Genomic DNA, 24,762 nt, shown 5'->3' on the forward strand with positions numbered 1-24,762 from the left:
TAGGGTACAAATTACAAAAAAGGGAGAGATTACAATGGAAAGAAGAGTAAGAACGAGAATCGCACCGTCTCCAACAGGAGATCCACACGTAGGAACGGCCTACATTGCGTTATTCAACTTAGCTTTTGCTTATAAAAATGGCGGAGACTTTATACTAAGAATAGAGGATACTGATCAAAACAGGTATACAGAAGGATCAGAACAAATGATTTTTGATGCTTTAAAATGGTTAGGATTAAACTATGCTGAAGGACCTGATTTAGGTGGACCTACTGGACCATATAGACAATCAGAAAGATTTCACTTATATGGAGAATATGCAGATAAGTTAGTTGAAAAAGGAGAAGCTTATCATTGCTTCTGTACGCAAGATAGATTAGAAAAATTAAGAGAAAGACAAAAAGCTATGGGCAAAGCTCCAGGTTATGATGGGCACTGCAGATCTCTTTCAAAGGAAGAAATAGAAGCTAAATTAGGAGCTAAAGAGGAATATGTAATTAGACTTAAAATGCCTTATGAAGGAGAAACAATCATTAAAGATAGATTAAGAGGAAATATTGTCTTTGAAAATAATAAAATAGATGACCAAGTTTTATTAAAAGGAGATGGTTACCCAACATATCATTTAGCAAACGTTGTAGATGATTACTTAATGAATATAACTCATGTAATTAGAGCAGAAGAATGGATTGCTTCTACACCAAAGCATATCCAACTTTATAAAGCATTTGGATGGGAAGAGCCTGAATTTATTCATATGCCTTTACTTAGAAATTCAGATAGAACAAAGATATCTAAGAGAAAAAATCCAGTGTCATTAAACTGGTATAAAGAAGAGGGATACTTAAAAGAAGGTATTGTAAACTTCTTAGGATTAATGGGTTACTCATTTGGTGAAAATAAAGAGATATTCTCATTGCAAGAGTTTAATGAAAACTTTGATATTGATAAGGTATCTTTAGGAGGTCCTGTATTTGATTTAGTTAAATTAGGATGGGTAAATAATCAACATATGAGAATGAAAGATTTAAAAGAATTGACAGAGCTATCAATTCCATTCTTCAAAAATGCTGGATTAATTGGAGAAGAGTTAACAGAAAAGCAATTAGAAAACATCTCTAAAATAGTTGATATTTTAAGAGAAGGAGCTCAAACAATAAAAGAGCTAGTTCTTCAATCAGAAGTTTATTTTAAAGATGAATACACATTACCTGTTGTAACTGAAGAAACAGATAAAAAAGACGTTAAAGGAATTGAGAGACTTTATACAGTTATTCAAGATGAAGCTGGAAAGAAATCAATAAATATATTTGAAGAAAAAATTTCAGCTTGTAATGAAGAAATTTCTATAGATAGAGCAAAAGAATTATTAAAAGAAACTCTTGATGAAGTTGGAGAGGGACCAGGAAAAGTATATATGCCTTTAAGAGCAGTATTAACTGGACTTCCAAAAGGAGCAGATTTATATAACTTGGTTTCTATAATAGGAAGAGCTAGAACTTTAGCTAGAATAGATAGAATGAAAAAATTATACAATATTTAATAAAAAATTGGTGGAGTTATTGACTCCACTTTTTTTAAAATAAAAACATATTGAATGTTGGAACATTAGATGATGGGGAGATAAAATGGATATAAAAAGATTAACAATATCTAATTGGAAAAGTATAGATTATATAAATATTGAATTTCAAAAATTACTTATTTTAATAGGAGAATCTAATAGAGGTAAAACCTGTATTTTAAAAGCATTATCTGCATTTTTAGGTGAAGTTGAAATAAAGAATGAAGACTTTAAAGATAAAAATAAAGAGTTAGAAATAAAAATAAAATACTATAAAATTAATAAAGGTTTTATAACTTTGAAATTATTAAAAAAATATAATTTTGAAAATGAATACTATATATCAAATCATGGGATAGAAAGAAAAATATCTTTAAAAGAGCTAGAGAAAGATTTTCTTCCTATAAAAGGAATATTAATAAATTCAAAAGATACAGGAGTTTATGAAGGACTAGCTAAAATAAGAGATATTTTTTTATCCGAAGGAATAGAAGGTGAAATACTGAAGGACTTGATTAATAAAGTAGATTATTTAAAAGAAAATAGAATTTCTCAAAGTCTTCAGAGAAGAATACTTTTTAATTTTTTAAAAAACACTTTGGATAAAATTGATATTGATAACAGTTCTATAAAATCAAAATTATGTAATTTGTTTTTAATATTTGAAGAACCCGAATTACATTTGAATCCTCAAGCAAGTCGTGAAATGTATTCGTTGCTTGTAAAATTATCTAAAATAGGTATGCAAATAGTATTAGAAACTCATTCAAGTTATTTTATAGGATTAAAACAGTATAAATCTATTTGTTTAATAAGAAGAGTAGAGAATAAAATGCAAGTTTTTCAATATATAGGTGAGTTAATGAATGGAGATGAAATTAAAAATTTTAATATGAATTACTGGATTAATCCTGATAGAGGCGAGATGTTTTTTGCTAAAAAAGTAATTTTAGTAGAGGGGCAAACAGATAAAATAGCACTATCATATTTAGCTAAAAAATTAGAAATACATGATTATAATTATTCAATAGTAGAGTGTGGAAGTAAAAGTATAATCCCGCAATTTATAAAAATCTTGAATGGTTATAAAATATCTTATGTTGCTGTTTTTGATAAGGATAACCATAAGTGGAGAAGTGATCTTGAGTTAGAAAATTCAAATTTAAAAAACAAAAAAATTAAGGGTTTAATTAATAAATTCATAGGAGATTATGTTGAATTTGAAAACGATATAGAAGAAGAGATTTGTCAAGAAGAGAGAGAAAGAAAAAATTATAAAAATAAACCATATCATACTTTACAAAAGATAAGTGAGGAGAATTTTAAATTATCTAAAAAATTAGAAAATAAAATAAGACAAATATATAAGTGAGGATAGTTATTATCTTCTCCTCACTTATATATTAAAATATAAAAGCTCCAATTAAAGCAGTGAAAATAAGAGTTATAATTGGATTTATTTTAGGAATATATTTTGTTCCTAGAAAAACTATAAGAAACAGACAGAAAGCTTTAATACTTTGTGAATGGTCTTTTACAAGGAATGTAGGTTTAGCAATAATTATTCCAGCAAAAGTGATTAAAGCTAATGTAACAGGTTTTACTCCTTTGAAAAAATACTCTTTTTTTGGATTGTTTTTTATTTTTGAAAAAATACTAGCAATTATAATTATAATTATAAACGAAGGTAAACAAGATGCAGTGGTAGCAACAATTGCACCGAGAATACCTCCAACTTGATGTCCAACAAAAGTAGCGGCATTAATAGCTATAGGTCCAGGTGTAACTTGAGAAATAGCTATTACATCTAGAAGCTGTTGCTCATTCAACCAATGATTTCTATATATAACTTCTTGCATAAGAGGAAGCATAGCTAAGCCACCACCAAAAGAAAAAATTCCAATTTTAAAAAATTCATAAAAAAGTGTAAAATAAATCATTTTTTTGCACCTTCCTTTATTGTAAAGAATATAATACATCCAATACCAAATATTAATATAAGAAGAACAGGCGACAAGTTAAAAAATATTAACCCAATTAAAGAAACTCCAAAAACTATATAACTAAATAAATCAGTTAAAGTATTTTTAGAAAGTTTTATAACAGAGGATAAAATTAATCCAGCTATACCAGCTCGGAGACCTATAAATATTTTTTGCATAATAGGATTTAAGAAACTTTCAGCAAAAAATGCTGATATTATAGTTATAATAATAAGTGATGGGGCTACTACTCCTAATGTAGCAGCTAAAGACCCTATTATACCAGCTTTTTTTTTCCCAATAAATGTAGCGGCATTTATTGCAATAGGTCCAGGTGTCATTTGAGAAATTGAAATAATTTCAATAAGCTCATCTTTACTAATCCATTTTTTATTATTAATCATTTCTTTTTCAATAAGTGGAATCATTGCATATCCACCACCAAAAGTAAACATTCCAATTTTAAAAAAAGTAAAAAAAAGTTCTAGCATAAATCCTCCTAAATTAAATTAAAAGCAGAGGAATTCCTCTGCTTTTAATTTAATTATTATTTATTGTACATCTCTTTAATTTTTTCTTGTAAATCTTCATCAGAAATATAATCGTCATAACTAGTTGATTTATCAATAATTCCACTTGGAGTTATTTCAATTATTCTAGTAGCAACAGTTTGGATAAACTCATGGTCATGAGCACCAAACAATATAGTTCCTTTGAAATTAGTTAAAGCTTTATTTAAAGATGTAATAGACTCAAGGTCCAAATGGTCAGTTGGATTATCAAATATTAAAACGTTAGCATTATTTAGCATCATTCTAGATAACATACATCTAACTTTTTCTCCACCAGATAAAACTTTAGATTTTTTAGTAGCTTCTTCTCCAGAAAACAGCATTCTTCCTAAGAAACCTCTAACAAATGCATCATGTTGGTCAGGCGAATATTGTCTTAACCAATCAATTAGATCAAGATCAGGATTTTCGAAGAATGATGAATTGTCTTTAGGCATATAAGCTTGAGTAGTTGTAACTCCCCAAGTATATGTTCCACTATCAGCTTCCATTTCACCAGATAAAATAGAGAATAACGTTGTTTTAACAATATCATTTTGAGATATAAATACAACTTTATCGTTTGTATGTATAGTGAATGATAAGTTATCAATAACTTTAACTCCATTAATAGTTTTAGTAAGATTTTCAACTTTAAGAAGGTTATTTCCAGCATCTCTATCAGCTTTGAATTCTACAAATGGATATTTTCTATTAGAAACTTGCATATCTTCAAGTTGTAACTTCTCTAATTGTTTTTTTCTAGAAGTAGCTTGTTTTGATTTAGATGCGTTAGCACTAAATCTAGCAATGAAATCTTGAAGTTCTTGTCTTTTCTGGTCTAACTTTTTATTTTTATTATTAATTAATGATATCATTAATTGATTAGATTCATACCAGAAATCATAATTTCCAACATACATTTTAACTTTACCGTAGTCTATATCAGCAATATGAGTACAAACTTTGTTTAAAAAATGTCTATCATGTGAAACAACAATAACAGTAGTATCTTCTAAATTCATTAAGAAATCTTCAAGCCAAGAAATAGCTTGGATATCAAGTCCGTTTGTAGGCTCATCTAATAGTAAAACATCAGGATTTCCAAATAGAGCTTGTGCAAGTAAAACTTTAACTTTATCTGGTTCACTTAATTCTTTCATCATTTTATGATGTAAATCAGCAGTTATTCCAAGACCAGTTAGAAGCATTTCTGCTTCCATTTCTGCTTCCCATCCATTTAATTCAGCAAATTCACCCTCTAATTCAGCAGCTTTCATTCCATCTTCATCAGAAAATTCTGTTTTAGAATAAATTTCATTTCTTTGTGCAATTATACTCCAAAGTTTTGTATGTCCCATTAAAATAATATTTATAACTGAAACGTCTTCATGTGCGAAGTGATCCTGCTTCAGAACAGCCATTCTTTTATTTTTGTCAAATATTACATCTCCTTCAGTTGGATCTAAATCTCCTGAAAGTATTTTTACAAATGTTGATTTTCCAGCACCGTTTGCACCAATAAGTCCATAACAGTTTCCAGGAGTAAATTTAACACTTACTTCCTCGAAAAGCTTTCTACCAGAAAATCTCATACTAAGGTTACTAGTTGATATCATCTTAAGAAATTCCTCCTATATATTTATAATTAATTAGTTTTTTAAATATGTATCTCAAATATTATATCATGAATTTTAATAATAACAAACATAATATATTTTCTTTTTTTATAAATTATGTTAATATATTTTATAAAACTAATAATGAAAGTGAGGCAAAAAGTTGAATTTATTTACTCCTTTAAATATAAAAAATAAAATTTTAAAAAATAGAGTGGTATTACCACCACTAGTTAGATTCTCAATGGTAGGAAAAGATGGATATGTGACAGAAGAATTATTGGAATGGTATAGAGATGTTTCAAAGGGTGGAACAGGATTAATTATAGTAGAAGCGAGTTGTGTTGCAGAAGATGGAAAATTAAGAGATAACCAAATTGGTATATGGAATGATAGCTTTGTAGAAGGTTTATCTAAAGTAGCTCAAATAGGAAAGCAATATGATGTTCCAATGCTAATACAGATTCATCATGCAGGATTTAAAGATGCTATTGCAACTGTCAGTACAGAAAAACTTGATAAGATATTAGAACAGTTTATAGATGCATTTAAAAGAGCTAAAAGTGCAGGATTTGATGGTGTTGAAATACATGGAGCACACACATATTTATTATCTCAATTAAATTCAAGACTTTGGAATAAAAGAGAAGATAAGTATGGAGGTACTTTCGAAAAAAGAATGTATTTTACAAAAGAACTTATAGAAAGAACAAAACAATTATTTGATGCTGATTTTATATTAGGTTATAGAATGGGTGGAAATGAGCCAGAATTAGAAGATGGAATAGAGATAGCTAAATATTTAGAAAAAATAGGTGTAGATATTATTCATGTATCTTCAGGAGTACCTAATCCAGAAAAAAAACAAGAAGTAAAAATAGATATGCCAGAAGATTTTAAATTTGATTGGGTTGTTTACTTGGGCGTGGAAATAAAAAAACATATAAATATTCCAGTAATTGGAGTAAGAAATATAAAAACCGAGGAACAAGCGAGCGAATTAGTAGAAAATAGAATGTTAGATTTAGTAGCAATTGGAAGAGGAATGATTGCTAGACCTAATTGGGTGGAACATGCTAAAAAAGAGTATTTTAAAAGAACTGGAAAATTGGTGAAGTAATGGAAATAAAAAATCTAGATATTTTTTGTGAAATAATTGATAATTTTGGAGATATTGGAGTTGTATATAGGTTAGCTAAAGAGTTTAAAAATATTTATAAAAAAGATATAAAAATAAGGGTTTTTCTAAATAGATTGGATGAGTTTTTGATATTAAATAAAAAAGCTAAAAATATAGAATGGCAAGAAATAGACGAAATTGAATATATAACAAATGAATTTTTAGCTAAAAATATATGTACTTTTTCTCCTGCAAATGTTATAATAGAAGCCTTTGGGTGTAACGTTTTAGAGGAATATTTAGAAAAAGCTAAAGATAAATCAACGTTACTTATAAACTTAGAATATCTTTCTGGTGAGACTTGGATAGAAGGAATACATTTGATGGAATCTCCAATGGGAAATATAAAATTGAAAAAGTACTTTTATATGCCAGGTTTTAAAGAAAATACAGGTGGAGTAATTGTGGACCAGTTATTCTTAAATAGAAAAAATGATGTTTTGAAAAATAGAGAATATTATTTAGAAAAATATTTGCCTCAATTTAAAGATAAAAATTATTTTATAGGAACTATATTTAGTTATGAGAAAAATTTTGAACCTCTTTTTAATAGTTTGTTGAAAAATAATAAAAACAATTGTTTGTTAATTCTAGGTGAAAAATCAAAAAATAGTGTAAGAGAAATTTTAAAATATATGTCAATAGATTGTTTAACAACAGAAATTGTTGAATATAAAAATATAAAAATAAAATTTATGCCATTTTTAGAGCAAGAAGAGTATGAAGAGCTTATAAATTTAGCACATTATAATTTTGTGAGAGGTGAAGATTCTTTTGTAAGAGCTTTACTTACTGGCAAGCCTTTTGTTTGGCATATCTATCTTCAAGAGGAAATGGCTCATATGGATAAAATAGAAGGTTTTATTGAAAGATATAGAGAAGTTTTAGAAAGTTTAAATTTAAATATCCCTTTGGATATACATACAAAGCTATTAAAAGAATATAATTTGAGAGATAATAACTCTTTAGATTTAGGAGAAGAAAACTTTGATGACTTTTTTAAAGAGTTTCAAAATATTTCAAAGCTATCTAAAGTATATTCAGAGTATATCGAATCAAATTGTAATCTTATAGATAAATTAAATAAATTTATTTTAAAATATTAGGAGGTTTAATTATGAAAAATGCTCAAGAATTAAGAGCTGGAAGTACAGTAAGAATCGGAAACGATCCTTTCGTAATTTTAAAAGCAGAGTACAACAAATCAGGAAGAAACTCAGCTATGATGAAGTACAAAATGAAAAACTTATTAAATGGAAACATATCAGATGCTATTTATAAAGCTGACGATAAAATGGACGATATCAGACTTGATAAAGTTAGAGCAGTTTACTCTTACAATGATGGAGATTTCCATGTATTCTCTAATCCAGTAACTTGGGATCAAATTGAGTTAAAGGATGAGGATTTAGGAGACGCTTTAAACTACCTTGAAGAAGGTATGGAATTAGAAGTTGTATATTATGAATCAACTCCAGTAGCAGTAGAGTTACCTAATTTTGTTGAAAGACAAGTGACTTACACTGAACCAGGATTAAGAGGAGATACTTCAGGGAAAGTAATGAAACCTGCAAGAATCAACTCAGGATTTGAAGTGCCAGTACCTATATTCGTTGAGCAAGACGAATGGATAAAAATAGATACAAGAACAAACGAATATGTAGAGAGAGTTAAAAAGTAATAAAAATAGAGTCGAAGATTAAATTCTTCGACTTTTTTTATTCTAAAATTATATTTTAATAAAAGTAAAATACAAAAAATAAAAAATAGCCACAAGCGAATAACAGGAGTGATCTTATACCCGTATTAAATACCTTAGTGCTGCTTCCTTCCAGATCTGACACGGTTCGATACCAATACGCCATAAGGCTCCTGTCACTACACTTGTGACTGCAATAATTATACCACTTAAAAACAAAAAATACAAGCTAAAATTTTAAAAAATATTTTTAAAGAATCTTTTTATTTTATTTTTTTTATCTTCTATTTTATTTTTATACTCTGTTTTCAATTCGCTTTCTAGAAAAGAAATAAAAGTAGAACGCTCTGAAATGAGACCTCTTTTAATTTGAGCAGGAAGATTAGTTTTTATAGAAACAAAATCTGTTACAGTAGAAAAATTACTAGAAATACTAAGTTTATAATCTTGTGATTGAGTTAAATTAATTAATCTATTTAAGATTACTTTTTTAAAGTGATCTAATTTGTTTGATTTATTTATAAAATCTTTATCAAAAATAATATTATTAAAATTAGTAGTACCATCAATATTAATATTAGTATCGTTTATAGTTAAAAGCTGTTCACTACTAATTATTCCTTCTGAAATATATTGATTTATATTCTTAAAAGAACTTACATTAAAACTTTCAAGTTTAATGTAAATGTTAGCATCTAGCTTATTGATATTTATATTTCCATAAATTTGCCCTTTACCTTTTCCATCAATTTCAGTTAAAGAAATATTTAAAGGAATAGAAAAATTTTTTGATAAATTATTATTAATATTTTTAAATTCTCCATTAAACGAGATGTTATCAGCATTACCTGAAAAAACAATACTTTTTATAAATATTTCAGTTTCACTTGTTTTACTGTTTTTTAATGTAGAAATAAAGTTTCTTGATTTTTGTGAAAAAGAGATGATTTTTTTTTCAAGAAGTATATTTACCTCTCTTTGGATAATAACATCTATAAAATCAACATTTTTAATAAAAAATTGAAGCAAGTTTTGGGAAGTATTTTGAGAAAAGTTTTCATTGCTAAATTTAGATTTAAAAAGTGTAGTTAACCCTTTTGTTCCTTTTATTTGACGATCAATTTCACTTATGAATTGATTAGCTTTATCATTTGTTATTTTGGAATCATTTAAAGAGATATTGTTTTTATCGATAGATAGTTTTGTAGTATTTATATTTTGATTAAAAAAGATGTTTTTAAAAATAATAGAGTCGACTGTAAAACTTTTTTTATTTTTTAAAAAATCTTTAAAGTTCATTTTAGTTTTTATATTTTTAATAATGATATCATCTTTAGAAAAATAGGTGTTTTCCAAAATGAAAGTATTACTGATTAAATTTACATAAGCTTTTTCAATAGTAATATCTTGTTTAAATGATTTAGATAACTCTTTTTCAATAATATTTTTAAAGTATAGATTTTTTCCAAAAGATATAACTCCTAAAAATATTAAAATACTAGATATTATAACTAGCATTTTTTTTTTCATAAAATCCTCCTAAAAAACAAAGGACAAGAAACAAACTTCTTGTCCTTTAATAATATTTTGTATATTTGATTCACTCAAATTAAAGAGCTAATCCTCCACTAACTTCAATAGTTTGTCCAGTTATGTATGCTGATTCATCGCTTGCTAAGAATAGCACAGCATTTGCAACATCTTCAGGCATTCCAAGCTTACCTAGAGATGTTCTATCAAGCATTCCTTTAATAACGTCTTCAGGAAGAACATCAGTCATCGGAGTTGCAATAAATCCAGGAGCAACACAGTTAGATCTAACTTGAGCACCTTTTCTAGCAAGCTCTTTAGACCAACTTTTAGTCATAGCTATTACTCCACCTTTTGTAGCTGAATAATTAACTTGACCAATATTTCCATATAATCCAACTACAGAAGAAATAGTAACAATTGATCCTTTTTTATTTTTAGTCATCAAAGGAGCTACAGCTTGAGTAACATTAAAAACACCTTTTAAGTTAACGTCAATAACAGCATCCCATGAATCTTCACTCATTCTAACAAAAGGACCATCTTTCGTAATTCCAGCGTTATTAACAAGTATATCAATTCTTCCAAATTCATCTTTTATTTTTTTTATCAATATTTTAACAGCTTCTCTATCAGTTACATTTAAAATTTCATGCCTAATATTAGCTTGTTCAAAAGTAGTATCACCCATATCACAAGATATAACTAATTCAGCACCTTCAGAAGCCAATTTCTCAACTATAGTTCTTCCGATTCCTCTTGCAGCACCAGTAACCAAAGCAATTTTACCTTCTATTCTATTCATTATTATCCTCCTATAAAATACATATGTGATTTAATAGTATAATTAATTGAAAAAAATGTCAATAAATTCCTAAAAAAATTAATGAGAAATTCCTGATTTAAATAGTGTTTCATTAATAATATCAGCTTGTTTACTAGGTAATAGTAAAACAATAATATCTCCAGCTAAAATTTGACTGTTTCCTTTTGGTATGTATTCAACTTCCGCTCTTTTAATAGAAATTACAAGTGAATGTTCAGGCCATTTAATGTCTTTAATTAACTTATTCTCAAATTCAGAATCAGCCGCGATAGGGATACAAATAATAGTTTTTTCCATCTGTTCATGACGGTCTTCTTCTAAATCATCAACTATTTTCTTTTTTGGCATTCTTTCATAAAGTATTTCATATATAGGTTCAAGTTTTAAAATTTCAGTAACATAATAAGCTACAATTGAAATTGTTGCAATAGCTAAAAGATGTTCAAAACTTCCAGTCATTTCAAGAATAAGAATAATACCAGTTATAGGAGCTCTAACAACAGCTACAAAGAAACCAGCCATACCTAAAATCATGAAATGTACAATAAATTCATTTCCAAATCCAAAAGTATATATAAGTATTAATGCATAAATTTTACCTAAAATAGCACCTAAAACAAGCATGGGAAGGAATATTCCACCTTGAAAACCAGTAGCATATGATATTGTAGTAAAAAGTAATTTAATTATAAACATAAATAATAAAAATAATATTGTTTGATTAAGATGTGGCATTTCTTCAACTAAATGATGTCCACCACCAGCCATATCAGGCAGAATAAAACATATTACAAATGATAAAGTCATAACAGAAGATATTTTGAAAGCTCTAGGAAGTTTAATGTCCTTAAAAATATCTTGCGTTTTAGTCAAACAAACGGTAAATAATTTTCCAGCAAAAGCTAATATAATTCCAAAGATAATAAAAAATAAAAACTGTAAGTAAGGATTTGCATCTGTAGGATATTTCGTATATAAATCAAAAGAAGGTTTCATATCAAATATTCTTCTAGATATAAAATTTGAACAAATACTGGCTAAAAATGTACATATAATTAGTTTAGAAGAAAAGAATCTATGAAGTTCTTCCATACTAAATATTACACCAGATAATGGAGCTCCAAATGCTCCAGCCAAACCAGCACTAGAACCAGCTGTAACTAGATATTTTTCTTCGACGTAATCTCTTTTGAATAATTTTGTAATTCCATATCCAAGATAAGAACCTAATTGAACAGAAGGACCTTCTCTACCTAGTGATAGTCCAGAACCGATACCAAGTAAACCCCCAAAAAATTTAACTAAAAATTCTTTAGGCCAAGATAAATAATCAAGTTTTCTTAAGATTAAAGCTTTAACTTGAGGTATACCACTTCCTGCTGTTGTTGGAAACTTTTTAGAAGCATAATCCACTAAAAGTCCAATGGAAATAAAAATTAACCAGATAAAAATAAGATTAATTGGATTTGTTAATAAATCCTTATTAATATACCTATTTCTAAGAGTTTCGGCAAAAGATAAACCATATCTGTAAAGAGAAACAGTTATTCCAGTAGTAATACCGACTAAAATAGATAGGCCATACAATCCCTTATTTCCTTTTTGGAGAAGTTCCACATGATTTTGAATTTCTTTTTTCGTATTCATAAAATCTCCTTAAAATATATTGTAGCAATCCGAATAATAACACAAAAGTAAAAAAAAGTAAAGTATAATCAAACAAAAGTGAAAGCTTGCGTTAAATGAAAGGATAGGGTAAAATATAGCATAGACAACAGTTATAAAATATGAGGTGATAATTATGAAATTTAAAAAGATGCAAGGAACAGGAAATGATTTTTTACTTTTGGATGGAGTAAAAAATAAATATAAAGATTGCACAACAATTGCAAAAAAACTTTGTGATAGACGTTATGGTGTTGGTGGAGATGGAATTATAATTGCAGAAGAAAGTTTAGTTGCAGATATAAAAATGGTGTATTATAATTCGGATGGCTCAAGAGGAGAGATGTGTGGCAATGGAATAAGATGTTTTTCTAAGTTTGTATACGAAGAGGGGCTAGTAAAAAAAGAAGAGATAAAGATAGAAACAGGAGATGGAATAAAAATAGCATATTTAAATCTTGAAAAAGATGTTGTTAAAAGTGTTACTATATATATGGGAAAGGCTAGACTTAATCCTGAAGATATTCCAGTTTTATCAGAAAAGAAAAAAGTTTTAAATGAAAAAATATTTTTAGACAATAAAGAAATAAAGTTTTCTGCAGTTTTAATTGGAGTACCTCATGTAGTTATAATAGAAAAAAAATTAAAAGAAATTGATGTTAATATTTTAGGAGAGAAGATAGAAAAAAATAAAATTTTTCCTAAAAGGATAAATGTAAACTTTATTGAAATCTTAGATAGAAATAGAATTTCAATAAAAACATGGGAAAGAGGTGCTGGAAGAACACTTGCATGTGGAACGGGTTCATGTTCTGCAGTGTATATTGCAAATTTATTAAATTTAGTAGATTCAGAAGTAGATGTAGAAACTGAAGGTGGAATATTGAAGATAAAGTTGATTAAAGATAAAGTTTACATGACAGGATCAGCAGAAACCACATTTAAAGGAGAAGTAGTATGGGAATAGGACAAAAAATAATATTTATTTTATTTTTAATTTTTATAAGTGCATTTTTTTCAATGGCAGAAATTTCATTAGCAGGAGCAAGAAAAATAAAATTACAGTTGTTACTTGATGAAGGAAATGAAAATGCAAAAAAAGTGATAGATTTACAAAGTAATCCAGGCAATTTTTTTACAACAGTTCAGATTGGATTAAATATAGTAGCTATTTTAGCTGGAATAATAGGAGATGGAATTTTATCTCCTATTGTAACAAAATATATAACGAATCCAACATTTGCTTTTTTAATATCTTTTGCATTTGTAACAGGAGCTTTTATTGAGTTTGCAGATTTAATACCTAAAAGATTAGCAATGGTTTATCCAGAAAAAATAGCAGTAGGACTTGTAAATCCAATGACTTCAGTTATAAAATTTTTAACTCCAATTGTATGGATTTTTAGTAGTGTAGCTAACTTGGTATTTAAAATATTTGGTGTACCTATTTCTAGAAATGAATTAATAACACATGATGATATTTTTGCATTAGTAGATGCGGGAGCAGAAGCAGGAGTAGTTCATACAAAAGAACATCATTTGATAGAAAATGTATTTGAATTAGAACAAAGATGGGTTTCGTCAGTAATGACAACAAGAGATGAAATAATATATTTCACATTAGAAGAAACAGAAGAAAGTATAAAGCAAAAAATAGCAGAATATCCACATTCTAAATTTTTGATTTGTGAAAGTGATATAGATTCTATATATGGCTATGTTGGTTCTAAAGATATTTTACCAAGAATATTAAAAGGTGAATTAAGTGGACTACAAAATATAAAAGAAATTACAAATAGAAATATTTTAATTATTCCTAATACTTTAACTCTGTCGGATATGTTAGATAGATTTAATGAAGCTAGAGAAGACTTTGCAGTTATTTTAAACGAATATGCTCATGTAGTTGGAGTTATAACTTTAAGTGACGTTGTTTCAACTCTTATGGGAGATGTAGTGTATCCAATGCAAGAAGAGTATATAATAAAAAGAAGTGATGGTTCTTGGTTGATAGATGGAATAACTGCAACTGAAGATGTAAAAAAAGTATTAGAAATTGAGAGTTTTCCAGAAGAAGAAAGTTACGAAACAATAGCAGGATTCATAATGTATATGCTAAAAAGTATTCCTAAAAAAGGAGCTCATATAGAATACAATGGCTATAGTTTTGAAGTTGTAGATGTAGACAACTTTAAGATTGATCAACTTTTAGTAATAAAAGAAGATAGTGAATTAAAATCCAAAATACATTTAGAAGAGCAACAATATAAAAAATAGTATTATAGTATATCCCTCCCCTTTTTAGGTAAACAGATAAAAAAAAGACCTGTAAAATGGTATTTGAAAATATCTAACTAAAAGGGTTTTTTTATATCTAAAATTAATAAAAAATATTCGAAGGAATTTAAATTAGCAGTTATACAAAAAATAAAACGGTTTAAACCCTATAGAATACAGGACTTAAACCGCTTAAATATATCTTTATTAAATTATCTAGTAATATTTTGTTCTTTTGCAATTCTTTTAACCTCTTCAGCAACTACTGTAGCCACTCTTAAATCAAAAGCATCTGGAATAACAAATTCAGGATTTAATTCATCTTCAGAGACTAATTTTGCAATTCCAACAGCAGCAGCAATTTTCATCTCTTCAGTTATTTTTTTTGCTTTAGCATCAAGTGCACCTCTAAATATTCCAGGGAAAGCTAAAACATTATTAACTTGATTTGGATAATCAGATCTTCCAGTACCGACAATTTTAGCACCACCTGCAATAGCATCTTCTGGCATTATCTCAGGGTTAGGATTAGCCATAGCAAAAACAATAGCATCTTTATTCATACTTTTAACCATATCTATTGAAAGGATATTAGCAGCAGAAACACCAATAAAAACATCTCTTCCTTCTACAGCTTCAAAGAGTCCACCTTTTATATTTTGAAGGTTTGTTATATTTGCAATTTCAGCTTTTAAAAAATTGTAATCTGCGATATTATCTCTGTTAATAATTCCATCAATATCATTAACTACAATATCTTTAGCCCCCATTTTAATAAGAAGTTTAATAATAGAACTTCCAGCAGCTCCAGCTCCACTAACAACAAATTTAGCGGTTTCAAATGTTTTATTAACTAATTTAAATGAATTTATAAGAGCAGCGACAACAACAATTGCTGTTCCATGTTGGTCATCGTGGAAAACAGGTATATTTAACTCTTCTTTTAATCTAGTTTCAATTTCAACACATCTAGGAGCAGAAATATCTTCTAGATTTATTCCACCAAATCCAGGTGCAATAAGTTTAACAGCTCTAATTATTTCTTCTGTATCTTGAGTGTCTAGGCATATAGGAAAAGCATCAACACCAGCAAATTGTTTGAATAGAATAGCTTTTCCTTCCATGACAGGAAGTGCAGCTTCTGGCCCTATATTTCCTAGACCTAAAACAGCTGAACCATCAGTAACAACAGCAACCATATTACCTTTAGAAGTATATTTATAAACGTTTTCTTTATTCTCTTTAATTGCTAAACAAGGAGCAGCAACTCCAGGAGAATAAGCGAGACTAAGTTCTTCTCTATTTGTAACAGCAACTTTTGATACGATTTCAATTTTTCCTAAATGAGTTTCATGTAACTCTAAAGATTTTTCAAAAACTGTAGACATAAAAGTTCCTCCAATATTTTTTATTTTGAGCTATTTCTAGCTATTTCATATAAATCATTTCCATTACAATCATTGATAACTATAGCAGGAAAATCAACAACCTCTAATTTTCTTATAGCTTCAGCACCTAAATCTTCATAAGCAATAATTTCACTGCTTTTTACAGATTGTGCAATAAGAGCAGCAGCCCCACCAACAGCAGCAAAATAGATAGCTTCATTTTTAACAATAGAATCTTTTACTTTTTGATCTCGAGCACCTTTACCAATCATACCTTTTAAACCCTGCTCTAAAATGGCAGGAGAATAAGAGTCCATTCTGTAACTAGTTGTAGGACCACAACTTCCAATTGGTTGTCCTGGTTTAGCTGGAGAAGGACCAGCATAATATATGATTTGACCTTTAACATCAAAAGGTAACTCTTTACCTTCTTCTAAAAGTTTAATAAGTCTAGCATGAGCTGCATCTCTAGCTGTGTATATAGTACCAGTTATAGTGACAGCATCACCAGATTTCAATGATTTTAAAATTTCATCTTTTAAAGGGGTAGTTATTTTAATCATAATGTAACCTCCTTATGTCTAGCAGCATGACAATTTAAATTTATAGCAACTGGTAAAGAAGCAAAGTGGCAAGCTTGTGTTTCAACTTTAACAGCTAAAGCTGTAGTTTTACCACCAAGACCTTGTGGTCCAACGTTTGTATTGTTAATCAACTCTAAAAGTTCAATTTCTAAAGCGCTAGCAATAGGATCAGGATTTATATCTTCTATTTCTCTTAAAAGAGCTTCTTTGGCTAATTGAGCACATCTTTCAAAGTTACCCCCAATTCCAACTCCGACAACAATTGGAGGACAAGGATTACCACCAGCATTTTTAATACTATCAACTACAAATTTTTTGATTCCTTCAATGCCATCTGCAGGTTTAAACATTTTTAAGGTACTCATATTTTCAGAACCTCCACCTTTAGGGGCTATAATAATTTTAACTTTATCTGAATTTGGAATAAGTTTTGTATGAATAACAGCAGGAGTATTATCTCCAGTATTAATTCTGTCAAGTGGATGCTTAATAACAGATTTTCTTAAATAACCCTCATCATAACCTTTTGCAATTCCAGAATTTATAGCAGCATAAATATCTCCGTTAATTTTAACCTCAGTTCCAATCTCTAAAAAAACAGCAACAAGACCAGTGTCTTGGCACATAGGAACATTATCTCTAGCAGCAATTTCATCATTTTCAATAATTTGGCTTAAAATAACTTTTCCTAATTCACTTGTTTCTGTAAGTTGTGATTCTTTAATTTTTTTTAGAACATCGTTACCAATAAAATAATTTGCTTCAATACAAAGTCTAGCAACTTCATTAGCTACCAAATTTAAATCTAATATTTTCATATATCCTCCCCAGTTATACTCTTTACTTTTCTTTATAGATAAACAAAAGTACCACTTTTTTAAAAATAAAAGTGGTACTTTTTTAAAATTACTTTTTAATTTTAACTCTCATTAAAAGATCTCCGATTTTAACATTTCCTGAAGCAACAACTTCAAGAGTTTCTACTTCATCCATATTAGCAATAATAACAGGAGTTTTTACAGATTTAGCATTTTCTTTAATGTAAGCTAAATTATACTTAATAAGCTCGTCTTTAACTTCTACAGTAGATCCAGGTTCAGCAATTCTAGTGAAACCTTCTCCATTTAATTTTACTGTATCAATTCCAAAATGAACAATTAATTCAAGTCCGTTAGAAACTTCAAAACTAACAGCGTGATTTGTAGCAAAGATATCAATTTCACCAGCTACAGGTGAACAGATAGCTCCCTCAGCAGGATCAATCCCACATCCATCTCCAATCATTTTTTGAGAAAAAGCGTCATCTGGTATTTCGCTTAAAGGAATAACTTTTCCATTTAATGGTGAGTAAATATTGAACCACTCATCCTCTTTTTTCTTTTTGAATAAATCAAATAATCCCATAGTCAAATCTCCTTTCAAATTAAGTGTGAAATATATTTATAATTATTTCACATCAAGTTTGTTAAATCAATATATTTTTTAAAAAAGTATACAAAGAATAAAAGAAAAGTCAATGTATAATAAATAAATTATATCATAAAGATTAATTGTTTTACTAGTACTTATTTAAATTATTTTTTTATTCTTTATAAAGCTTTTAGGGTGTAGTATAAACAATAAAGTTGTATTTTTTTAATAAAAAAACAAATAAAACTTGACAAAAACGAAATATAACTTTAGTATTGTGGTAAAGTTATATTTCGAACCATATATACTCCTAATACGGCGGAGAGTTTCTACAAGCTACCTTAAATAGCTTTCTATGGGTCAAAACTTAGATTTTTTTATTTAAGTTTATTTGACCTGTTTATGCAGGTCTTTTTTTATTTATAATTTAAAAATTAAAATAAATCTGGAGGGAAAAATGGAAAAATTGTTTCAATTAAAGGAACACGGAACAACAGTAAAACAAGAGATAATAGCAGGAGTAACAACATTTTTGACAATGGCGTATATTATTTTTGTGAATCCATCTATTTTATCATTAACTGGAATGGATAAAGGTGCATTAATTACTGTAACATGTTTAGCGTCAGCGATAGGAACAGCAATAACAGCATTTTGGGTAAATGCTCCATTAGCAATGGCACCAGGAATGGGTTTGAATGCCTTCTTTACTTTTACTTTAGTTTTAGGAAATGGAGCAACATGGCAACAAGCTTTAGGGGTTGTATTTATATCCGGAATAATATTTTTAATTTTAACGTTTTCAGGATTAAGAGAAAAAATAATTGATGCAATACCAGCAGAAATAAGACTAGCAGTAGGTGCAGGTATTGGATTATTTATAGCATTTATAGGAATGCAAGGAATGGGATTAATAGTAACTAATCCTGCAACTATAGTTGGATTAGGAAAATTTAATGTTAGTGTAGTGTTAGGTTTGGTAGGATTTGGAATTATGGGATTCTTAGAAATGAGAAAAATTAAAGGTGGTATATTAATAGGAATAGTTTCAACAACAGTTTTAGGAATTTTATTTGGAGTAGTAGAGTTACCTACACAGATAATGTCAATTCCACCAAGTCCAGCACCTATAGCATTAAAACTTGATATTTTAGGAGCTATTAAACCGATGTTTTTAGGTTCGATTTTTTCATTTATGTTTGTGGATTTGTTTGATTCATTAGGAACTATAATGGCTTGTGCTCATGAAGCAGAAATGATAGATGAAAAAGGAAAAATTAAAAATGTTAGTAAAATATTAGAAGCAGATGCTGTTGCAACAGTAATTGGATCTTTATTAGGAACTTCAACAACAACAACATTTGTAGAGTCAGCATCAGGAATTGCTGTTGGAGGAAGAACAGGATTAACAGCATTGACAACAGCAATATTATTTGTAGTGTCGTTATTCTTTTCTCCAATAATAGGAATTGTGCCAGCTTTTGCTACAGCACCAGCACTTATATTAGTTGGAGTATATATGTTTAAAAATTTATTAGATATAGATTTTCATAATATAGAAGTAGCAATTCCTTGTTTCTTAATAATAATAATGATGCCTTTGACTTATAGTATATCAATAGGAATTTCGTTTGGATTTATCTCTTATATATTAGTATGTTTATTTAACGGGAAAATGAGTCATATAAAACCAGTAATGTGGGCGATAGGATTTTTCTCACTTGTAGAATTGATGTCTAAATAAAATATTAAAATAAAAAATGGAGTATCTGTAAGAAGATACTCCATTTTTTATTAAACAATACTTTTTAAAGATGAACTTTTTGATTTAATAAATAAACTTATAACGAAAGATATTAAAGCTGGAATAATCCAAGGAAAACCAGTTTTAGCTAAAGGTATGAAATCTAAATTTAATTTCAACGTTTCAGCTATACTTATAGCAAGTGTAACACCAACAACAACTTTAAATGTAACATGATTTTTAATCCCAAAAATATTAAGTAAGATTAAAACAATTGTTATAGGATATAAAATTACTAAAACAGGTACAGATAAACTGATAATATAATCTAAGCCAGCAACTGAAAGTATAGTTGAAAATATGCAAATTCCTACAGCTAATTTTTTATAAGATATTTTAGTTAGCTTTGAAAACCAGTCGCTAGCAAGAGCAACTAATCCTACAGAAGTAGTTAGGCAAGCAGCAGCAACACAGATACCAAATGCTATTTTACCAATATCCCCTAAAGTCATTTGTGCTAGTGTTAAAGTTGTTTGAGCAGTGCTCATACCTTTTAAACTACTAATTTGAGCACCTAAATATATTAAGCTTAAATATATTAAACCTAATCCTGTAGCTGCAATAAATCCAGCGTTACTTAAAAATAATTTTTGTTCATTTTTATCTTTTATTCCTTTACCTTCAAGACCACTTATTATGATAACACCAAACAAAACAGAAGCTAAAGCATCCATTGTTTGGTAGCCACTAATAAAACCGAAAGCAAGAGGACTTCCTTTAATAGTTGATGGAATAGGGGTTCCAAGATCACCAGTTACTCCTAAAATAGTAATTAGAGATAAAATAAGTAAAATTATAGGAGTTAAAAATTTACCTAAAATATCAGTTATACTTGATTCATTTAAAACTAAAAATAATGTAATTCCAAAGAAAATTAAAGATGTAATTATAGCGAGAACAGTTGGATTTGAATTTGGAAATAAAGGAAATACTCCCATTTCAAAAGTAGTTGATCCTGTTCTTGGAATGGCAAATAAAGGGCCAATAACAAGTATTAATATAGTCGAATAAAAAGTGTTGAACTTATTTGAAACTTTATTTGCAAATTCATCTAAGTTTCCAACTTTAGTAAAAGCTAGAATTCCTAATAAAGGTAAACCAATTCCAGTAAAAAAGAATCCCAAACCAGCTTGGAGCCAATCTTCACCAACTGCTAAACCAACAGATGGTGGAAACAATAGATTTCCAGCGCCAAAAAACATCGAAAATAAAGCGAAACCTAAAATTAAAATTTCCTTCTTTTTGTTCATTATAACCTCCAAATTTTTAGTATAACAGTATTAAAAAAATATGTGTATTTAATTTGTTAGAAAAATTGTATCAAAAAAATCAAAAAAAATCAAGTTAAAATATTCATTTTGAAGTATAAGTGTGCTTAAAAAATGGTACGTAGAACAAGTCTATAAATTTAAAACATTTAAAAGCCTTTATTTATAAGAGTTTTTTTAAAAAAATACGAACAAAAAAATAAAAAAATTGTTATCTACTAAAGAAAAAAAATAAATGTTAAAATTCTTTATAAAAAAATAATAAAAGGAGTAAAGTATGAACTGGATAAAAATGATAATAGATGTTACAAATTTAATTTTATGGGAAAAAAATATATTAGTAGTTTTATTAGTAGGAATGTCAATATATGCAACTTATAGAACAAGGTTTATGCAACTTCGATTAATTAAAGAAATTTTTAGAACATTAAAAAGTGGAGATGAAAGTGGAGAAGGAGTAAGTTCTTTAGAAGCATTTTATTTAGGAACAGCTTGTAGAGTTGGTGCAGGAAATATAGCAGGAGTTGTAGCTGCTATTTCAGTAGGAGGACCAGGTTCATTATTTTGGATGTGGCTTATAGCTCTTTTAGGGGCTTCGACATCATTTGTAGAATCAGTTTTAGCTGTAATATATAGAGAGAAAAAAGCTGATGGTAGTTATATTGGTGGAACCCCTTGGATAATAAAAAATAGATTAAATAAAAAATGGTTAGGAGTAGCTTATGCTGCTGCATCATTACTTTGTTATGCAGGTGTAATTCAAGTTATGTCAAATTCTGTTACAGAATCAGTTGTAGGAGCATATAAGTTAAATCCAAAATTAATTGGAATGATTTTAGTTTTATTAGTAAGTTTAGCAATTTTTAAAAAGGGAAAAAAAGACACAATAGTAACAGCTTTAAATAAAATTGTACCAGTTATGGCATTTACTTATTTAGCAGTAGTTTTGTATATACTAATAACTAATATAACTGGAATTCCTGGTGTAATATCAAAAATATTTTCAGCGGCATTTGGATTAAAAGAGTTTGCTGGAGGAGCATTAGGTGGAGTTATAATGCAAGGTGTAAGAAGAGGTTTATTCTCTAATGAAGCAGGAAGTGGAAATGGAAATTATGCAGCTGCTTTAGCTGATGTCGATGATCCAGTAAAGCAAGGAATGGTTCAATCATTGAGTGTCTTTGTAGATACATTGATAATTTGTAGTGCAACAGCATTTGTAATTTTATTAGCAGATTCAACTGCTTTAGAAGGAACAAGTGGAATGGTATTATTCCAAGAAGCATTAAGAAATCATATAGGGTGGATAGGAATACCATTCACAGTAACAATACTTTTCTTTTTCTCATTTAGTACTATTTTAGGAGTAACTTTTTATGGAAAAAATGCTTTGAGTTTTATAAGTGAGAATTCAAAGATAAATTTTGTATATCGTTTAATTGTAGTATTGATGGTTTATGTAGGAGCAGTTCAACAGAATTTATTTGTTTGGTCTTTGGCTGATTTTGGTTTAGGGATTATGACAATTATGAATATACTTGCAATAGCTCCATTAACAGGTGAAGCAATTATATATTTAGAAAGATATGAAGAAAAAATGTTATGTTTTATAAAATCAAAAATATAAAGTTTTTAACCAATAAATGCTTAAAAGTTCAACTCTCTAGATTTTTTTTAAAAATTAATATATAATAATATTAAAGAAAAATATAGGAGAAATTCAATGAAGAAGATTAGAGTTACAGTTTCAGAAGATATTTGGAGACTTCTAAAAAAAGATTCAGAAGAGTTTGGTATAAACAATAACAAACTGTGCAACTATATTTTAGATAAATTTAAATATTCTAAAAAATTTGATATTGATAAATTTATCGGATCACAAGGACGACCTTTAAAAAAGGTTATACAATTTGATTTGAATATTGCAAATAAGAGTGTATATTATGATATTTTGAAAGCGAATAATGTAGATATAGAAGCAGAATTTTTTAGAGATTTGTTTCAAATCTATTCATCACAGTTTAAATATCAAAGAGAGATATTTATATTTCAAGAAACATATAAAGATGTTATAGAAGCTATAAAAAATAAAGTTAAAATAAGGATTCTGTATTTAGGAGAAACCTCAACGGTATCTCCTTATTTTATAAAGAGAGAGGATCAAGGAGATGAAAATTTTATTTTTGTATATGATGATGACAATAAAACATATAGAAACATAAAATTAAAAGATGCTTCAATTTTAGGAGTTTTAAGTGAAAAAATACAGATTAGAGATAAAAAACTTATTGAAAATATGAGGAAAAATTTCGATCCATTTTTAGGAGAGAGACTATTAATAAAAGCAAAGTTTACTCAAATTGGAGAAAGTATGTTGAAAAGTTTTACAAATTATAAGCCAAAATTGATAAAGAAAGATGAAGATTTATATTTTTTTGAAATGACTCTTGAAAATGCTAAATTTTATTTTGCTTCGTTTTTAAAAGAGGTTAAAATAATAGAACCAGAAAAATTAAAAGAAGAATTGAAAAAATCCTTCATAGAAGCATATAAAATTTATGATTAATTACTTTATCTACTTGAAAAAAAAAGATAAACGGGGTATAATTTTAAGCCGTATATTAAAAAAATCAGGAGGGAAAAGTGAAAGTTTATTTAACAAACAAAGAAACAGCAGAACAAGTTCTTCTTTTAGGAGAAAATAAAGGGCATTATACATTTACTAAAACTGTATTATTAGGAGTGATGGGAGGTATCTACATAGCTCTAGCAGCTTTGGGTAATTTAATAGCTAATTTTACAATAGGTGGTGGAGCAGGTAAATTTGTAGGTGCGACAGTATTTCCAACAGGATTAATGCTAGTGGTTTTAGTAGGAGGATCATTATTTACTGGAGATTGCTTAGGCTTATTAGCATTTACAAAAGGAAAAGTAGAAAAAACAACATATGTTCGTAATTTAGGTGCGGTTTGGTTAGGGAACTTTTTAGGATCAATATTTATAGCTTATACAACTTATTTAGCAGGAAATTATTCGTCATCAGATTTTTCTACTTATGTTGTAGGAGTAGCTCAACATAAAGTTCATTTAACGTTTATAGAAGCTGTTGCAAGTGGGTTTTTATGTAATATATTAGTTGCTATTGCAGTTTGGTTTGCTTTAGCTGCAAAAGATTTAGCAGGAAAAATATTAGCAATTTGGTTTCCAATAATGCTATTTATCTTAGGAGGATTTCAGCACGTTGTTGCCAACATGTATTATGTAAGTATGGGTAAAATATTAATGTCGTCATCTTATTCATTAACAGAAATGGGTATACATTTGTTAGCTGTAACTTTAGGTAATTTTATATCTGGAGCTTTATTTTTACCTTTAATCTATAAAAAATTATATATGAATGATTAATAAAAAAGGA

At 28.1% G+C, this 24,762-nt stretch carries 22 protein-coding genes, 1 other RNA gene and 1 riboswitch; of the genes, 11 read left to right on the forward strand and 12 right to left on the reverse strand.

The window, feature by feature from the left end; translation table 11 throughout:
- The first annotated feature begins 34 nt into the window (after nt 1–34).
- The gene (gene gltX / locus ACRCZX_RS04070; RefSeq protein WP_438581668.1) at nt 35–1,543 is read left to right on the forward strand and encodes a glutamate--tRNA ligase; all 1,509 of its coding nucleotides are present in this window, start codon (nt 35–37) and stop codon (nt 1,541–1,543) included.
- An 85-nt stretch (nt 1,544–1,628) separates the two neighbouring features.
- Nucleotides 1,629–2,936: an ATP-dependent nuclease gene (locus ACRCZX_RS04075; RefSeq protein ID WP_438581669.1), complete on the forward strand. Its 1,308-nt coding sequence runs from the start codon at nt 1,629–1,631 to the stop codon at nt 2,934–2,936.
- A 31-nt stretch (nt 2,937–2,967) separates the two neighbouring features.
- On the opposite strand, the gene ACRCZX_RS04080 is transcribed toward ACRCZX_RS04075, so the two are convergent.
- From ACRCZX_RS04080 to ACRCZX_RS04090, 3 genes are read right to left on the reverse strand one after another with little or no spacing between them, the layout of a single operon-like run.
- On the reverse strand, nt 2,968–3,504 hold the full coding sequence (locus tag ACRCZX_RS04080) for a chromate transporter (RefSeq protein ID WP_438581670.1): 537 nt from the start codon (nt 3,502–3,504) through the stop codon (nt 2,968–2,970).
- Nucleotides 3,501–4,037: a chromate transporter gene (locus ACRCZX_RS04085; RefSeq protein ID WP_438581671.1), complete on the reverse strand. Its 537-nt coding sequence runs from the start codon at nt 4,035–4,037 to the stop codon at nt 3,501–3,503. Before ACRCZX_RS04085 ends, ACRCZX_RS04080 begins: the two co-directional genes overlap by 4 nt.
- Nucleotides 4,038–4,093: 56 nt before the next feature.
- A complete protein-coding gene (locus tag ACRCZX_RS04090) occupies nt 4,094–5,716 on the reverse strand; it encodes an ABC-F family ATP-binding cassette domain-containing protein (RefSeq protein ID WP_438581672.1) in 1,623 nt (540 codons plus the stop codon).
- 163 nt (nt 5,717–5,879) lie between these two features.
- On the opposite strand from ACRCZX_RS04090, the gene ACRCZX_RS04095 reads away from it, so the two are divergent.
- From ACRCZX_RS04095 to efp, 3 genes are read left to right on the forward strand one after another with little or no spacing between them, the layout of a single operon-like run.
- Nucleotides 5,880–6,836, forward strand: a complete 957-nt coding sequence (locus tag ACRCZX_RS04095; protein WP_438581673.1) for an NADH:flavin oxidoreductase — start codon at nt 5,880–5,882, stop codon at nt 6,834–6,836.
- Nucleotides 6,836–8,002 (forward strand): elongation factor P maturation arginine rhamnosyltransferase EarP, encoded by a 1,167-nt coding sequence (earP, locus tag ACRCZX_RS04100; RefSeq protein WP_438581674.1) that lies wholly within the window; start codon nt 6,836–6,838, stop codon nt 8,000–8,002. The genes ACRCZX_RS04095 and earP overlap by 1 nt, the downstream gene beginning before the upstream one ends.
- Before the next feature lie 11 nt (nt 8,003–8,013).
- Entirely contained in the window at nt 8,014–8,577 is a 564-nt protein-coding gene (gene efp / locus ACRCZX_RS04105) for an elongation factor P (RefSeq protein WP_438581675.1), read from the forward strand.
- A 97-nt stretch (nt 8,578–8,674) separates the two neighbouring features.
- Here efp and ffs read toward each other — a convergent pair.
- The 4 genes from ffs to ACRCZX_RS04125 all read right to left on the reverse strand — a co-directional run bounded on the left by ffs (nt 8,675) and on the right by ACRCZX_RS04125 (nt 12,598).
- Nucleotides 8,675–8,774, reverse strand: an RNA gene (gene ffs / locus ACRCZX_RS04110) — signal recognition particle sRNA small type.
- 58 nt (nt 8,775–8,832) lie between these two features.
- Nucleotides 8,833–10,125, reverse strand: a complete 1,293-nt coding sequence (locus tag ACRCZX_RS04115; protein WP_438581676.1) for a hypothetical protein — start codon at nt 10,123–10,125, stop codon at nt 8,833–8,835.
- A gap of 79 nt (nt 10,126–10,204) precedes the next feature.
- A complete protein-coding gene (fabG, locus tag ACRCZX_RS04120; protein ID WP_438581677.1) occupies nt 10,205–10,930 on the reverse strand; it encodes a 3-oxoacyl-[acyl-carrier-protein] reductase in 726 nt (241 codons plus the stop codon).
- A gap of 78 nt (nt 10,931–11,008) precedes the next feature.
- A complete protein-coding gene (locus ACRCZX_RS04125; RefSeq protein ID WP_438581678.1) occupies nt 11,009–12,598 on the reverse strand; it encodes a ClC family H(+)/Cl(-) exchange transporter in 1,590 nt (529 codons plus the stop codon).
- 154 nt (nt 12,599–12,752) lie between these two features.
- Here ACRCZX_RS04125 and dapF point away from each other — a divergent pair, with 154 nt between their 5' ends.
- Nucleotides 12,753–13,583, forward strand: a complete 831-nt coding sequence (dapF, locus tag ACRCZX_RS04130) for a diaminopimelate epimerase (RefSeq protein ID WP_438581679.1) — start codon at nt 12,753–12,755, stop codon at nt 13,581–13,583.
- Nucleotides 13,574–14,893, forward strand: coding sequence for a hemolysin family protein (locus ACRCZX_RS04135; RefSeq protein ID WP_438581680.1), 1,320 nt, complete (start codon nt 13,574–13,576; stop codon nt 14,891–14,893). Before dapF ends, ACRCZX_RS04135 begins: the two co-directional genes overlap by 10 nt.
- A gap of 212 nt (nt 14,894–15,105) precedes the next feature.
- Here the strand turns inward: ACRCZX_RS04135 and ACRCZX_RS04140 are convergent, their stop codons facing one another.
- The 4 genes from ACRCZX_RS04140 to ACRCZX_RS04155 form a co-directional block, all read right to left on the reverse strand.
- Nucleotides 15,106–16,281, reverse strand: a complete 1,176-nt coding sequence (locus ACRCZX_RS04140) for an NAD(P)-dependent malic enzyme (protein ID WP_438581681.1) — start codon at nt 16,279–16,281, stop codon at nt 15,106–15,108.
- Between the two features lie 20 nt (nt 16,282–16,301).
- Nucleotides 16,302–16,844 (reverse strand): Fe-S-containing hydro-lyase, encoded by a 543-nt coding sequence (locus ACRCZX_RS04145; protein WP_438581682.1) that lies wholly within the window; start codon nt 16,842–16,844, stop codon nt 16,302–16,304.
- Nucleotides 16,841–17,683, reverse strand: coding sequence for a fumarate hydratase (locus ACRCZX_RS04150; RefSeq protein WP_438581683.1), 843 nt, complete (start codon nt 17,681–17,683; stop codon nt 16,841–16,843). Before ACRCZX_RS04150 ends, ACRCZX_RS04145 begins: the two co-directional genes overlap by 4 nt.
- 88 nt (nt 17,684–17,771) lie before the next feature.
- The gene (locus ACRCZX_RS04155; protein WP_438581684.1) at nt 17,772–18,269 is read right to left on the reverse strand and encodes a PTS sugar transporter subunit IIA; all 498 of its coding nucleotides are present in this window, start codon (nt 18,267–18,269) and stop codon (nt 17,772–17,774) included.
- Nucleotides 18,270–18,553: 284 nt separating this feature from the next.
- Nucleotides 18,554–18,651: riboswitch (purine riboswitch) on the forward strand.
- 81 nt (nt 18,652–18,732) lie between these two features.
- On the opposite strand from ACRCZX_RS04155, the gene ACRCZX_RS04160 reads away from it, so the two are divergent.
- Nucleotides 18,733–20,019: an NCS2 family permease gene (locus ACRCZX_RS04160; protein WP_438581685.1), complete on the forward strand. Its 1,287-nt coding sequence runs from the start codon at nt 18,733–18,735 to the stop codon at nt 20,017–20,019.
- A gap of 50 nt (nt 20,020–20,069) precedes the next feature.
- Here the strand turns inward: ACRCZX_RS04160 and brnQ are convergent, their stop codons facing one another.
- Nucleotides 20,070–21,329 (reverse strand): branched-chain amino acid transport system II carrier protein, encoded by a 1,260-nt coding sequence (brnQ, locus tag ACRCZX_RS04165; RefSeq protein ID WP_438581686.1) that lies wholly within the window; start codon nt 21,327–21,329, stop codon nt 20,070–20,072.
- Between the two features lie 295 nt (nt 21,330–21,624).
- Here brnQ and ACRCZX_RS04170 point away from each other — a divergent pair, with 295 nt between their 5' ends.
- The 3 genes from ACRCZX_RS04170 (at nt 21,625) to ACRCZX_RS04180 (ending at nt 24,752) form a co-directional block, all read left to right on the forward strand.
- Complete coding sequence (locus ACRCZX_RS04170) at nt 21,625–22,974, forward strand: alanine/glycine:cation symporter family protein (RefSeq protein ID WP_438581687.1); 1,350 nt, start codon at nt 21,625–21,627, stop codon at nt 22,972–22,974.
- Between the two features lie 96 nt (nt 22,975–23,070).
- Nucleotides 23,071–23,913, forward strand: a complete 843-nt coding sequence (locus ACRCZX_RS04175) for a WYL domain-containing protein (protein WP_438581688.1) — start codon at nt 23,071–23,073, stop codon at nt 23,911–23,913.
- A 77-nt stretch (nt 23,914–23,990) separates the two neighbouring features.
- On the forward strand, nt 23,991–24,752 hold the full coding sequence (locus tag ACRCZX_RS04180) for a formate/nitrite transporter family protein (protein ID WP_438581689.1): 762 nt from the start codon (nt 23,991–23,993) through the stop codon (nt 24,750–24,752).
- Nucleotides 24,753–24,762: the final 10 nt, after the last annotated feature.

The organism is Cetobacterium sp., from assembly GCF_051658645.1.
In the GTDB taxonomy this organism is placed as follows: domain Bacteria; phylum Fusobacteriota; class Fusobacteriia; order Fusobacteriales; family Fusobacteriaceae; genus Cetobacterium_A.